Genomic DNA, 13,357 nt, shown 5'->3' with positions numbered 1-13,357 from the left:
GGCCCCGCCTGGATCGGAACGCCCGCCCTCACGCCCCGTGCAGCGGCAGGAAGCGGATCGGGGTGCCCGGTACGGCCTGGGCGGCGGCCGCCAGATGGCGGGCGGGGACCACGCCGACCACCGGGTAGCCGCCGGTCGTCGGATGGTCGTGCAGGAAGAGGACCGGCAGCCCGTCCGGCGGCACCTGGAGGGCGCCCAACGGCATGCCCTCACTGGGGAGTTCGCCGTCCCGCGCGCGCTGAAGGGGCGGGCCCTCGGTGCGCAGCCCGATGCGGTTGCTCGCCGCGGAGACCCGGAAGTGCCCGGTGGCCAGGGTGCGGTGGCCGTGCGCGGTGAACCAGTCGTCGCGGGGCCCGGGCCGGTAGGGCAGCAGCAGTTCGGCGGGCGGGGCCGGGTGGGGGACCGCGTCCGCCCAGGCCGGGGCCGCGGGCTCGGCGCCCAGCGGCAGCACCGCGCCGTCGGACAGCGGATCGCCGCCGAGACCGGAGAGCAGATCGGTGGCGCGGCTGCCGAGCACCGGCTCGGTGGTGACGCCGCCGCCGAACGCCAGGTACGAACGCAGCCCCCGGACGGCGGGCCCGGCGTCGAGGACGGCACCGGCCGGGACGCGGACCGGGGCGCCCCAGGGCGCGGGCCGTCCGTCGACCGTCACCGGGCAGGGCGCGCCGGTCACCGCGACGGTGGTGGCGCGGCGCATCCGCACGGCGCACCCGGTGAGCGTCGTCTCCAGGCCGGCGGCCGTCTCCGGGTTGCCGACCAGGCGGTTGGCGAGGCGGTGCGCCGGGGCGTCGAGGGCGCCGGAGAGCGGCACGCCCAGGTGGGCGTGGCCGGGGCGGCCGAGGTCCTGGACGGTGGTGAGGGCCCCGGCCCGCACCACGAGGCAGGCGTGATCGGTCATCGGACCCTCTCCGTGTCGCGGGCCCGGTCCACGGGGACGAACCGGACCTGTGTGCCGGGCGTGAGCAGGGCGGCGTTCTCCCGCGCCGGGTCCCACAGCACCGCGTCGGTGCGGCCGATCAGCTGCCAGCCGCCGGGGGAGGAGCGCGGGTAGACGCCGGTGTACGGCCCGGCGAGCGCGACCGCGCCGACCGGGACCCGGGTGCGCGGGGTGGCCCGGCGCGGTACGTGGCACTCCGCGGGCAGCCCGGTGAGATAGCCGAAGCCGGGCGCGAAACCGCAGAACGCCACATGGAAGGCGGTGGCGGCGTGGCGGCGCACCACCTCGTCCGCCGTGGTGCCCCACAGCGCGGCCACCTCGGCCAGGTCCGGGCCGTCGTAGACCACGGGGAGGTCCACGGTCGGCCGGTCGGTGGCGGTCAGCGGCGGGATGTCCCAGGTGGCGAGGGCGGCGGCGACGCCGCGGGGGTCGTCGAGGCCGTCGAGGAAGACGGTGCGGGCGGCGGGCACGATCTCGGTGACGGGCGGCAGCTCGCCGGCGGCGGCGCGCCGCAGCAGCTCCGCGTGGAGCGCGCCGACCTCGTCGGCGGTGTCCACTTCGAGGAGGAGTCCGTGCGCGCCGACGGTCAGCGCCCTCATACGAAGCTCCGCACCACCACGCCGGCGGCGGCGAGTTCGGCCTTCACCCGGCGGGCGAGCGCGGCGGCGCCGGGGGTGTCGCCGTGCAGGCACAGCGACCGGGCGCGGACCGTGACCGGCGTGCCGTCGTGGGAGCGGACGGCGGCGTCGCGGGCGATGCCCAGGGAGCGCCGGACGACCTCCTCGGGGTCCTCGACGACGGCGCCGGGCTCGCCGCGCGGGACGAGGGTGCCCTCGGCGGTGTAGGCGCGGTCGGCGAACGCCTCCTCGACGACGGGCAGTCCGGCCGCCCGCGCCGCCTCGTGCAGCCGGGAGCCGGGCAGGCCCAGGACCGGCAGCTCCCCGCCCGCGGCGCGGATCCCGGCGACGACGCCGGCGGCCTGCGCGGCGTCGTGGACGCAGCGGTTGTAGAGCGCGCCGTGCGGTTTGACGTAGGCGACGCGGGCCCCGGCGGCGCGGGCGAAGACCTCCAACGCGCCTATCTGGTACGCGATCTCGTCGGCCAGTTCGTCCGCGGGGACGTCCATGGCGCGGCGGCCGAAGCCGGCCAGGTCGCGGTAGGAGACCTGGGCGCCGATGACGACGCCGCCGGCGGCGGCGCGCTCGCAGACCCGGCGCATCGTGCCCGGATCCCCGGCGTGGAAGCCGCAGGCGACGTTGGCGCTGGTCACGACGGACAGCAGGGCGTCGTCGTCGGTGAGCCGCCAGCGTCCGAAGCCCTCGCCGAGGTCGGCGTTGAGGTCGATGACGGCGGGTTGGGCGGCGAGGTCGCTCATGGGTGTCCGCTCCGGGGCTCGGTGGCAGGGGGGTGCGGCGGCTGCGGGGAGCGGGCGCCCGGGGCGGGCCGGTGGGGCCCGGGGCCGTGGAGCGCACGGGCCGACCGGCGTCGGGCCCAAGGTAGCGATCGTTGAACGATCCGACAAGAGGTGTGTTGTTCCGATCCGGCTTCTGGGATTGACTTCCGGCGGGAGAACGATCGAGACGGCGCCCGGCACGGACCGGCGCCACGGCGGAAGCGGGGTGGGCCGGATGGCCGGCGGGGCGGCGAAGGCGGAGCGGCGGCGGCCGGTCGATGTCGAGGGGCTGGCGGACGACCGGGCGCTGCTCGGCCGGTCCGGCACCGCCGAGCGGGTCGCGGACATCCTGCGCGACCGGATCACCGAGGGCTACTTCCCGCCCGGCGTCCGGCTCTCCGAGGAGTCCATCGGCGGCGCCCTCGGCGTCTCCCGCAACACCCTGCGCGAGGCGTTCCGGCTGCTCACCCACGAACGGCTGCTGGTCCACCGCCTCAACCGCGGCGTCTTCGTCCGCGTCGTGACCGTCGCGGACCTGGCCGACATCTACCGGGTCCGCCTGCTCGTCGAGTGCGCCGCCGTGCGCGGACTGGGCCAGGGGCCGTACGACGAGGGGACGCGGGCGGCGATCGGGGCGATCGAGGCGGCGGTGCGCTCCGGCGAGACGGCGGTGCGCGAGCGCGCCTGGCAGGAGCTGTCCACCGCCAACATCCGCTTCCACCAGGGCGTCGCGGCGCTGGCGGGCAGCCCGCGCACCGACGAGCTGATGCGCGGGGTGCTCGCCGAACTCCGCCTGGTCTTCCACGTCATGGACGATCCGCGCCGCTTCCACGCGCCGTACCTCACCCGCAACCGGCAGATCGTCGAGGCGCTGGAGGAGGGCGACGCGGTCGCCGCCGAGGAGCTGCTGCGCTCGTACCTGGAGGACTCGCTCGCCCAGCTCTCGGGGGCGTACGCGCGGCTCATCGCGGAGGGGTAGCCGACCGGGCGGCGGATCGCCGCGGCGGCGGGCCGGGCGCGGGGTGCCGGTGTCCCCCGGCCCGGCGCCGTCGGCGCGCCGCCGGAAAGTTCCCGCCCGCAGACCCTTGTCGGATCGTTGAACAATCGCCTAGCCTCCGCTGCATTCCATCCAACGATCCTCACGGTCCCGTGGGGTCCTGTACGCGGAAGGCGGGCCCATGATCGTGCTTCTCGGCGTGCTCGTGGTCGTGATCGGCTTCGCCACGAAACGCCACCCCCTGCTGGTCGTCGGCGCCGCGGGCATCGTCGCCGGACTCCTCGGCGGACTCTCCCCCCAGGAGGTGCTGGCCTCCTTCGGCAAGGGCTTCGCCGACAGCCGGTCGGTGACGATCTTCGCGATCACCCTCCCGGTCATCGGCCTCCTGGAGCGCTACGGCCTCCAGGAACAGGCCCGCAACCTCATCGCCCGCTTCGCCAAGCTCACCACCGGGCGGTTCCTCGCCCTCTACCTGGGCATGCGGCAGATCGGCGCCGCGCTGGGCCTCACCGACGTCTTCGGCCACGCCCAGACCGTCCGCCCGCTGGCCGCCCCGATGGCCGAGGGCGCCGCCGAGCGCCGCCACGGCACGCTCACCGACGCCGCCCGCGAACGCATCCGCTCGTGCGCCGCCGCCGCGGACAACGTCGGCCGGTTCTTCGGCGAGGACGTCTTCCTCGCCGTCGGCTCGATCCTGCTGATCACCGGCTTCGTCAACACCACCTACGGGACCCACCTCGAACCGCTCCACCTGGCGCTGTGGGCCATCCCCACCGCCGTGTGCGCCTTCGTCGTCCACGGCTGGCGGATGCTCCGCCTCGACCGCCGGCTGGAGCGCGAACTGCGTGTCGCCAATGCCGGGGGCACCCGCCCGGCCGAGCCCGTCCACCCCACCGGCGACGCCGGGAACGCCACCGCGGAGGCCACCGAATGATCAAGGCAGAGTGGTTCTACTGGCTGGTCGGCCTCAGCTTCCTGGTGATGGCCGGGCAGATGCTCACCGACCGCAGCAACGCCAAACGGCTGGGCACCGCCGCCTTCTGGGGCCTGATCGGCGCCGGATTCATCTACAGCAGCTGGGTCGTCAGCGGCCGGGCGCCCGCCGAACCCCTGGGCGCCGCCGTCCTGGTCATGGTTCTCCTGGCCGGCTGCGGCTTCACCGGACGCGGCACCCCGCGCACCACCACCCCCGCCGAACGCACCGCCCACGCCGCCCGCTTCGGCAGCCGCCTCTTCGTCCCGGCGCTCACCATCCCCGTCGTCGCCCTGGTCTGCGCCGTCGGCGTGGCCCGGCTGCGCATCGGCGGTGAGCCCGTCCTTCAGGAGGGCAGCGAGACCATCCTCGGCCTGGGCATCGGCGCCGTCGTCGCGCTCGTCGTCGCCATGGTGATGCTGCGCGAGAAGCGCCTCTCGGTGCCGGTCGCCGCCGGCCGTTCGATGCTGGAGTCGATGGGCTGGGCGATGCTGCTGCCGCAGATGCTCGCCACGCTCGGCGCCATCTTCCAGGTCTCCGGCGTCGGCACCCAGGTCGGGAAGATCACCACCGCGGTGCTGCCCGACAACTCCCTCTACACCGCGGTCGTCGTCTACTGCGTCGGCATGTTCCTGTTCACCATGATCATGGGCAACGCCTTCGCCGCCTTCCCCGTCATGACCGCCGCCGTCGGCTGGCCCGTACTCGTCGAGCACTTCCACGGCAACGCGCCCGCCGTCCTGGCCCTCGGCATGCTCGCCGGATTCTGCGGCACCCTGGTGACCCCGATGGCCGCCAACTTCAACATCGTCCCGGCCGCCCTCCTGGAGCTGAAGGACCAGTACGGGCCGATCAAGGCGCAACTGCCCACCGCGGGCGCCCTGCTCGGCTGCAACATCGTGATCATGGCGCTCTTCGCCTTCTGACGGGGCCGCCGCCGCAGGGGCCGCCCGCCGCGCCGGGCGGCCGCCACCACCGAGGAGAGAGCATGACCCGGGTACTGCTGACCGGCTTCGAACCGTTCGACGGCGAGCGGACCAACCCCTCCTGGCAGGCGGTCCGCGCCGCCGCCGCCGAGCCGCCCGCCGGGCTCGACCTGCGCACCGCCGAACTGCCCTGCGTCTTCGGCGAGGCCGCCCGCGCGCTGCGCTCCGCCGTCGCCGCGCACCGGCCCGACGTGGTGATCTGCGTCGGCCAGGCCGGCGGCCGCCCCGACGTCACCGTCGAACGCGTCGCGATCAACCTCGACGACGCCCGCATCCCCGACAACGCGGGCGCCGCCCCGATCGACGAACCCGTCGTCCCGGGCGGCCCCGCCGCCTACTTCTCCACCCTGCCGGTCAAGGCGTGCGTGGCCGCCGTCCGCGCCGCGGGCCTGCCCGCCTCCGTCTCGCACACCGCCGGCACCTTCGTCTGCAACCACGTCTTCTACGCCCTCGCCCACCTCATCGCCACCGAACTGCCCGCCCTGCGCGGCGGCTTCGTCCACGTGCCCTACGCGCCCGAGCAGGTCACCGGCCGGGCGCAGCCGTCCCTGCCGGTGGAGACGGTCGCCCGCGCGCTGCGCGAGATCGCCGCCACCGCCGCCACCACCCGCGAGGACCTGCGGCTGCCCGGCGGCGCCACCCACTGACCACGGCCGCGGCCCGGCGGGGCGCCGTGCCGGGTACGGGCGGTCACCGGGCGTGGAGGGGCCGCGTACACTGGCTGACCGGCCGGAACGTGTCCCCGGAGCCGGCCGGGGCACCGCCGTTTCGTCCGTTGTCGGTGCGAGCGCTTACTCTGTGCGACGTGACTTTTCCAGCTCCGGGGGCCGCCGCGCCCCAGCCGGCCGGGACCCACCGGCCCGCGCCGGGCCCCGCCGCCGACGAGGGCCTGGCCCGCCGTCTGCGCGCCCTCGCGTGCACCGCGCCGCTGCACGACCTCGACGCGCGCAAGGCCAACCTCGCGGGTGAGTACGGCGGGTACGCCATGGCGGAGGTGGCGCTCGCCGTCATCGACCTGGTCACGCTCCACATGGACTTCGACACCGGCGCCGACCACGAGGAGATAGTGGCCCGGGTCCTGCCCCGCATCGCCGCCCAGGCCCCCGACCGCCCCGCCGCCGAACACGAGCGCGTCGCCCGCTGGGTCCTGGAGAACCTCCTCAACGTCGGCAGCGTCGACCGCGGATTCCGCGCCGTCTACGGCACGTTCGACACCACCGGCACCTACGTCCGCCGCGACTACGACTTCAAGCTCATCGAAGAGGTCCCCGGCGCCGGCGGCGCGGTCTTCCTGCGCACCACCGACGAAGCGGTCAACGTCCTCGTCGGCGCCCTCGACACCGATGTCACCAGCGCCCAGATCGCCGCCGAGGTGAAGCTGGAGGTGCTGATCAGCCGCGGCCGCCTCGCCGACGCCCAGCTCGCCGCCGAACAGGCCCGCTACCGCACCGTCCAGTACGCCGAGACGCTCCGCCGCACCCTCGACGCCACCCGGCGCAACGTCCGCGCCGTCGACTGGCTGGAGACGGTCCCCGACATGATCGCCGAGGCGCTCGACCACGTCGCCGACCGCTACCGCCACGAGAACGCGATCCTCACCAACATCCGCAAGGCCCGCGACGAGACCGAGGAGCCCGAGCACAAGCGGCGCGCCGCCGAGCTGGTCGACATCGTCAAGGACTGCATCCGGCGCCACACCCAGCTCCAGTCCCGCCTGCTGGAGGCCGGACCGCTCTTCCGCGCCGAGCAGGACCGCCAGGCGTTCGCCGCCCCCACCGCCCGCTCGGGGCTCGACCTCTACGGCCAGCTCGTCGCACCGCTGCTGCCGCTCCCCACCGAGCAGGCCCGCCGGGTCACCGACGCCTTCTTCGCCCACGGCACCGGGCTGCGCACCCCGTCCGCCGTCCGCGTCACCGACCTCGTCGACACCCTGCTCACCCCGCCCGCCGAGCGGGAGCACCTCGGCGCCGAGATGCCCGAGCCCGATCTCGTCGCCACTCCCGACGACAGCCGCTTCAGCGAGGCGCAGCTGGACGCCGCCATGGCCCTGCTCGACCTGCCGTCCGACGCGCCCCGCCGCCTCTCCGGACTGCTCGCCGACGCCCGCCGCACCGGCGACCCGGATCTGGCCTACCTCGTCGCCCTCCTCTCCGTGCACGCCGCCAGCCCCCCGGTCGGCACCGCCTACCGCCAGGGCGAGGCCCAGCTGCTCTTCGCCGTCGACGACGGCACCGAGCTGAGCGACCCCGAATTCGGCGGCGCCGACCTCATCGTCGGCACCGCCCTCCTGGACGCCGCGGGCATGGCCGCCGACCGCTCGGAGGGCGCCTGATGCCCCGGCCCGCCCCGAGCCGCCGGCTCCCGCCCGCCGCACCCCCGCCGCACCCGTCCGTCCCCCGCAAGGAGCCCCGCCCGTGACCGAGTACGCCGCCGACGAGGTGCCGCAGCCGGAGCCGGTGCCCGCGTCCCCCGGGCGGGGGGCCACCGCCGGGGCCGAGCCCGCCGCGGCGCCGGTCACCCCCGCCGACGCCGCCGACGCCGCCCGGCTCGTCGCCTTCGGCCTCCAGCCCAAGCTGCTGCCCGCGCGCGATGCCGAATACGCCGAGCTGCTGCGCCGCCACCGCGACGACCCGGCCTTCGCCCGGCTCGCCGACGCCGTCGCCGCCGGGCTCGGCCTCGTCGTCCTGGAGGTCTCCACCCGCGCGGGGATGGCCGTCACCGCCGCCGAGGACTCCGTCTTCGCGGTCCGCATGGGCGATTACGCCCGCCGCGCCTCCGCCGACTCCGCCGACCGCTTCCTGCACGGACTGGCCCACCTCGCCGTCGCCGCCCTCGCCTTCCCGCGCCCCGAGGACCTCGCCGACGACGGCTACATCGGCCGCCTCACCGTCAACGGCGTCGACGCCTTCGTCCGCCAGGCGTGCCGCCGGCTGGAGGAGCGCGCCGCCGAGAGCGGCGAGAACACCGACCCGGCCACCGGCGCCCCCGGTCTGGAGGCCGCCTGGCGCGTCTACGCCCGCCGCAGCGCCACCGGCGCCACCAAGGACGCCCGGCGGCTGGCCGGTTCCACCACCGGCATCATCGCCAAGGCCGTCACCTTCCTCGTCGACTCCGGCTTCCTCCAGCGCACCGGCGACGACGCCGGCGGCACCTACCGCACCACCGCCCGCTACCAACTCCAGGTCCGCGACCTGGCCGGCGGCGCCGCGATGAGCGAACTGCTGGAGCTGGGCGTCGTCCCCGTCGCCGACGGCACCGGCTCCCTGCTCCCCGGCGAGGACACCGACGCCCTCGACCTGGTGGCCGACGCCGGACTCCCGTTCCACAGCTCCTGACCGCCCGCCCGACGCAGTCTCCCGACCAGTCCCGCCCACCCCGACAACGAAAGTCCGCCATGTACGAGCTGTCCCGGGTCCGCCTCTACTCCATCGGACCGGCCGGCGCACGCTACGCCGACACCGTGCTGGACCTGCGCGGCGTCGGCGCCCCCGTACCGCAGCCCGCACCGGCCCAGGCGGACTTCTTCGAGGACGAGCCGACCGGCCCGCCGCGCCGCCCGGCCCCCGCGGGCGTCCTCTTCCTGGAGAACGGCGGCGGCAAGTCCGTCCTGCTCAAGCTGATCTTCTCGGTCATGCTGCCGGGCCACCGCAACACCCTCGGCGGCGCCAGCTCCGGCGTGCTGCGCAAGTTCCTGCTCGCCGACGACTGCGGCCATGTCGCCCTGGAGTGGCAGCACACCGTCACCGGCGAATCCGTCGTCGTCGGCAAGGTCAGCGAATGGCGCGGCCGCCAGGTCTCCAACGACCCGCGGAAGTTCGCCGAGGCGTGGTACAGCTTCCGCCCCGGCCCCGGGATGAGCCTGGACGCGCTGCCCGTCGCCGAGGCCACCGTCGTCCGGCCGCGCAGCGAGGACGGCGAAGGCGCCTCCGGCGCCCGCGGCCGCCGCCGCACCATGAAGGGCTTCCGCGACGTCCTGACGGAGGCGGGCAAGAACTACCCCAATCTCGACGTCGTCTGGGAGGAGATCCACGAACGCTGGAACGAACACCTCGGCGACCTCGGCCTGGACCCCGAACTCTTCCGCTACCAGCGGGAGATGAACGCCGACGAGGGTGAGGCCGCCGGCCTCTTCGCGGTGAAGAACGACTCCGACTTCACCGACCTGCTGCTGCGCGCCGTCACCGACACCCGCGACACCGACGGCCTCGCCGACCTCGTCCACGGCTTCGCCCACAAGCTCGGCCGCCGCGCCGAGCTGACCGCCGAGCGGGAGTTCACCGCCGGCTCCCTCGACCTGCTCACCACCATCGCCGAGGCCGCCGAACGCCGCGAACAGGCCCGCCAGGTGCACACCGGCGCCGAACGCCGCACCCGCGCCCTCGCCCGGCAGCTGCACGCCCGCTCCACCGAGGAGCACGGCCGCGCCGCCGAGCTGGCCGAACAGGTCGCCGCCGCGGCCCACCGCGTCACCGACGCCGAACGCACCCGCGACCGCCGCGCCCTGGTCTCCGCCGAGCTGGCCTACCGCCACGCCTCGCTGGCGCTCGCCGCCGCCGAGAAGGGCGCCGCCGCCCAGCGCCGCGAGCTGAACGACGCCCGCACCCTCCACAGCGCCTGGCAGGCCGCCGAGACGGTGCTGCGCCACCGCGCCGCCGCCGACCGCTCGGCCCGCGTCGCCGCCGCCATCCGCGAGGCCGAACGCGACGCCGCCCCGGCGCTGGCCGCCCGCGCCACCGCCGCCGCCGACCTCGTCCGCGCCCTGCACACCGCCGCCGAGGCCGGCGAACGCCTCGCGGGCGAGGAGGAGGAGCGCTCCGCCGCCCTCCAGGAGGCCGCGGAGAGCGCCCACCGCGACGCCACCGCCGCCGCCACCCACGCCCAGCGCGCCCGCAGCGAGGCCGACCACCTCGGGCAGCGGCTCGCCGAGGTCGCCGAGGAGACCGCCGAGGCGGTCCGCGCCGGCTGGCTCGACGACAGCGCCCCGGACGCCGACCCGGCCCGCGCCGCCCTCGCCGCCGCCGACGCCGAGAAGGACGCCGTCGCCGCCTGGGACACCGCCCGCGAGGCCGCCCGCGCCGCCACCGACCACGCCCGCCGCAGCGCCACCCGGCACGCCACCGCGGAACTCGCCGCCGCCCGCGCCGAGGACGCCGCCACCGCCGCCGCCCGCGCCTGGGAGGCCGAGCGCGCCACCGCCGCCGCCCTCGGCGCCGAACAGCGCCTCGCCGATCTCCTCGGCCTGCCGCAGACCGACCCCGCCACCAGCGCCCCGGCCGACGCCGCGTCCGATCAGGCCGGTCCGCTGACCGCCGAGGAGCTGGACCGCAACGCCGACGCCCTGCGCGAGCTGCTGGAGGGCGGCGTCGCCTCCGCCGAGCGCCACCTCTTCGACCTGCGCACCGCCGCCGCCGACGACGCCCGCATCCTCGGCGCCCTCGGCGACGGCGGACTGCTGCCCCCCGGCCCCGACGTCCTGGCCGCCGTCGAATACCTCGGCGAACACGGCGTCCCCGCCCTGCCCGGCTGGCGCTATCTCGCCCAGTCCGTCGACCCGGCCGACCACGCCCGGGTGCTCGCCGCCCGGCCCGAGCTGGTCGACGGCGTGATCATCACCGACCCGGACACCCACGCCCGGGCCCGGGAGATCCTCGCCGCCGCCGCGCTGCTGCCCCGCTCCGCCGTCGCCGTCGGCACCTCCGAGGCCCTTCTCGCACCCGCCCCGGAGACCCCCGCCGCGGACTCCGGCGTCTTCCTCGTCCCGCCGAACCCGGCGATGCACGACGAGTCCGCCGCCGACGAGGAGCGCCGCGCCCTGCGCGCCCGCGCCGTCGAGCGGGACGACGCGATCCGCGCGCTCGCCGCCCGCCTCGCCGACGACCGCGCGCTCGCCGCCCGCCTCACCTCCTGGCGCGCCGGCTGCCCGGCCGGCCGCCTCGCCGAGCTGGCCGAGGCCGCCGAGCGGACCCGCACCGCGGCCACGGAGGCGGCCGCCGAGCTGACCGAGGCCCGCGCCGCCCGCACCGAGGCGGACGAGGCGGCCGCCGAGGCCACCGCCGTCCGCGACGAACGGCAGGAGGCCGCCCAGCGCGCCCGCCGCTCCGCCGACCTGCTGGCGGGCCTCGCCCACCGGCTGCGCGAGCGCGCCGGCTGGCAGTCGCGGATGCGCGAACTCGCCGACGAGGCCGCCGAGTTCGAGGCCCGCGCCGAGGAGTGCGTGGACCGCGCCCGCGCCGCCGACGAGGACCGCCGGGCCGCCCAGCGCGCCGCCGACGACGCCCACCGCACCGCCCGCGCCCTGCGCGCCGAGCGCGCCGAGATCGCCGGTGTCCCCGACGACCTCGGCCCCGCCCCCGAGGGCGCGCCCACCTCGCTGCCCGCGCTGCGCGAGGCGTACCGCTCCGCCTCGCAGCTGTACGAGAAGGTCGGCGTCGGCGCCGACCTCCGCGCCGAGCAGGCCCGTGCCGAGGGCGACGAATCCGCCGCCCTCGCCGAGCTGAACCGCCTGACCAACAAGGTCCGCACCCGCGCCGGGGCGCTGCTGGAGAGCCCGGACGCCGCCGACGGCCCGTCCCGGCAGGCCGCCGCCGGGCGCGCCGAGGCGCTGGTGACGATGTTGGAGACCCGCGCCTCGGCCGCCAGCGAGCAGCTGGGCCGGCTGCGCGGCGAGGCCGAGCGGCTGGCGCCCGCCGAGGGCACGGCCCACACCGACCTCCCCGAGGAGCAGGTGCCCGCCGACGCCGAGCGCGCCAAGGAGCTGCTGCGCACCGCCTCCGGTGAACTCGCCACCGCCACCGAGGCGCTGGAGTCCGCCCGCGCCCACCACGAGGAGCTGCTGCGCGGCCACCGCGCCGCCGAGGAGGCGGCCGGCGGCTTCGAGGAGACCGCGGCGCTCCTGCGCGATCTGCTGCGCGAGGCCCAGCCCGCCGACGACGGCGCGGACGAGCCCGCCCGGCCGTACGCCGGGCGGCTGGAGGAGGGCCGCCGCGCCGCGGCCGAGTCCCGCCGTTCGCTGCGCGGCTGCGCCCAGGACCTCTCCGCCGCCGACGCCGCCGTCCGCGAGGCGAGCGACGTCCTCGTCCGGCACGCCAACGCCACCCGCTACGAGCAGGTCCGCACCCCGGCGCGGCAGCAGATCCGGGAGCTGCCGGTGGCGGCGCTGCCGGAGCACGCCGCGAAGTGGGCGGAGGCGTTCGCGCCCCGCCTGCGGGTGCTCACCGACGAGCTGGAGCAGCTGGAGCGCAACCGCGACTCCATCGTCGACCGGCTGCGCGGTCTGGTGGAGTCCTCGCTGACCACGCTCCGCTCCGCCCAGCGGCTCTCCCGGCTGCCGGAGGGGCTGGGGGAGTGGTCGGGCCAGGAGTTCCTGCGCATCCGCTTCGAGGACCCGGACCAGGCCACGCTCACCGAGCGGCTGGGCGAGGTCATCGACGAGGCGACCCGCGCCGCCGTCCGCAAGAACAGCGATCTGCGGCGGGACGGCATGTCCCTGCTGCTGCGCGGGGTGGCCGCCGCGCTGGCGCCGCGCGGCGTGGCCGTGGAGATCCTCAAGCCGGACGCGGTGCTGCGCGCCGAGCGGGTGCCGGTCGGTCAGATGGGCGACGTCTTCTCCGGCGGCCAGCTGCTGACCGCGGCCATCGCGCTGTACTGCACGATGGCCGCGCTGCGCAGCAACGACCGCGGCCGCGACAAGCAGCCCCACGCGGGCACGCTCTTCCTCGACAACCCCATCGGCCGCGCCAACGCCACCTACCTGCTGGAGCTGCAGCGGGCCGTCGCGGACGCGCTCGGCGTCCAGCTGCTCTACACCACCGGCCTCTTCGACACCACCGCGCTGGCGGAGTTCCCGCTGGTCATCCGGTTGCGCAACGACGCCGACCTGCGGGCGGGCCTGAAGTACATCAGCGTCGAGGAGCATCTGCGCCCCGGCCTGCCGCAGCCCGACCCGTCCGGCGAGGCGGTCCACGGCCAGATCACGGCGACGCGGATGTACAAGCGCCCGGAGGAGTCCCCCGAGCCGGCACCGGCCGGCTGAGCCACGGGGCGGGAGACACCGGCGCCTCCCGCCCCGCCC

At 76.5% G+C, this 13,357-nt stretch carries 10 protein-coding genes; 7 read left to right on the top strand and 3 right to left on the bottom strand.

What is annotated here, in order from left to right; genetic code table 11:
• Positions 1-28 precede the first annotated feature (28 nt).
• The 3 genes from ABT345_RS23030 to ABT345_RS23020 are packed head-to-tail and all read right to left on the bottom strand — an operon-like array spanning position 29 to position 2,312.
• On the bottom strand, positions 29-898 hold the full coding sequence (locus ABT345_RS23030) for a 5-oxoprolinase subunit C family protein (protein WP_345090889.1): 870 nt from the start codon (positions 896-898) through the stop codon (positions 29-31).
• Positions 895-1,536, bottom strand: a complete 642-nt coding sequence (gene pxpB, locus ABT345_RS23025) for a 5-oxoprolinase subunit PxpB (RefSeq protein ID WP_345090886.1) — start codon at positions 1,534-1,536, stop codon at positions 895-897. The genes ABT345_RS23030 and pxpB overlap by 4 nt, the downstream gene beginning before the upstream one ends.
• Positions 1,533-2,312 carry a LamB/YcsF family protein gene (locus tag ABT345_RS23020; protein ID WP_345090884.1) on the bottom strand — a complete coding sequence of 260 codons (780 nt, stop codon included), beginning with the start codon at positions 2,310-2,312 and terminating at the stop codon, positions 1,533-1,535. The genes pxpB and ABT345_RS23020 overlap by 4 nt, the downstream gene beginning before the upstream one ends.
• 253 nt (positions 2,313-2,565) lie before the next feature.
• On the opposite strand from ABT345_RS23020, the gene ABT345_RS23015 reads away from it, so the two are divergent.
• From ABT345_RS23015 to ABT345_RS22985, 7 genes are all read left to right on the top strand, one after another.
• Positions 2,566-3,309, top strand: coding sequence for a GntR family transcriptional regulator (locus ABT345_RS23015; protein WP_345090881.1), 744 nt, complete (start codon positions 2,566-2,568; stop codon positions 3,307-3,309).
• Positions 3,310-3,508: 199 nt separating this feature from the next.
• The gene (locus tag ABT345_RS23010; RefSeq protein WP_345090878.1) at positions 3,509-4,261 is read left to right on the top strand and encodes a DUF969 domain-containing protein; all 753 of its coding nucleotides are present in this window, start codon (positions 3,509-3,511) and stop codon (positions 4,259-4,261) included.
• A complete protein-coding gene (locus tag ABT345_RS23005) occupies positions 4,258-5,226 on the top strand; it encodes a DUF979 domain-containing protein (RefSeq protein ID WP_345090875.1) in 969 nt (322 codons plus the stop codon). The genes ABT345_RS23010 and ABT345_RS23005 overlap by 4 nt, the downstream gene beginning before the upstream one ends.
• Before the next feature lie 62 nt (positions 5,227-5,288).
• Positions 5,289-5,933 carry a pyroglutamyl-peptidase I gene (gene pcp / locus ABT345_RS23000; protein WP_345090872.1) on the top strand — a complete coding sequence of 215 codons (645 nt, stop codon included), beginning with the start codon at positions 5,289-5,291 and terminating at the stop codon, positions 5,931-5,933.
• Positions 5,934-6,091: 158 nt separating this feature from the next.
• Positions 6,092-7,618: a hypothetical protein gene (locus ABT345_RS22995; protein ID WP_345090869.1), complete on the top strand. Its 1,527-nt coding sequence runs from the start codon at positions 6,092-6,094 to the stop codon at positions 7,616-7,618.
• Positions 7,619-7,700: 82 nt separating this feature from the next.
• Positions 7,701-8,621, top strand: coding sequence for a hypothetical protein (locus ABT345_RS22990; protein ID WP_345090867.1), 921 nt, complete (start codon positions 7,701-7,703; stop codon positions 8,619-8,621).
• Positions 8,622-8,680: 59 nt separating this feature from the next.
• The gene (locus tag ABT345_RS22985; protein ID WP_345090864.1) at positions 8,681-13,318 is read left to right on the top strand and encodes a coiled-coil domain-containing protein; all 4,638 of its coding nucleotides are present in this window, start codon (positions 8,681-8,683) and stop codon (positions 13,316-13,318) included.
• The last annotated feature ends 39 nt before the right edge of the window (positions 13,319-13,357 follow it).

Source organism: Streptomyces sp. NPDC000404 (assembly GCF_040300365.1).
In the GTDB taxonomy this organism is placed as follows: domain Bacteria; phylum Actinomycetota; class Actinomycetes; order Streptomycetales; family Streptomycetaceae; genus Streptomyces; species Streptomyces ramulosus.
This window is presented reverse-complemented; position numbering and strand designations above follow the sequence as displayed.

Coding starts and splice junctions, on each gene's coding strand:
- ABT345_RS23005 (WP_345090875.1), top strand. CDS start 4,258: ATGATCAAGGCAGAGTGGTTCTACTGGCTGGTCGGCCTCAGCTTCCTG.
- ABT345_RS23030 (WP_345090889.1), bottom strand. CDS start 898: ATGACCGATCACGCCTGCCTCGTGGTGCGGGCCGGGGCCCTCACCACC.
- ABT345_RS23015 (WP_345090881.1), top strand. CDS start 2,566: ATGGCCGGCGGGGCGGCGAAGGCGGAGCGGCGGCGGCCGGTCGATGTC.
- ABT345_RS22985 (WP_345090864.1), top strand. CDS start 8,681: ATGTACGAGCTGTCCCGGGTCCGCCTCTACTCCATCGGACCGGCCGGC.
- ABT345_RS23020 (WP_345090884.1), bottom strand. CDS start 2,312: ATGAGCGACCTCGCCGCCCAACCCGCCGTCATCGACCTCAACGCCGAC.
- pxpB (WP_345090886.1), bottom strand. CDS start 1,536: ATGAGGGCGCTGACCGTCGGCGCGCACGGACTCCTCCTCGAAGTGGAC.
- pcp (WP_345090872.1), top strand. CDS start 5,289: ATGACCCGGGTACTGCTGACCGGCTTCGAACCGTTCGACGGCGAGCGG.
- ABT345_RS23010 (WP_345090878.1), top strand. CDS start 3,509: ATGATCGTGCTTCTCGGCGTGCTCGTGGTCGTGATCGGCTTCGCCACG.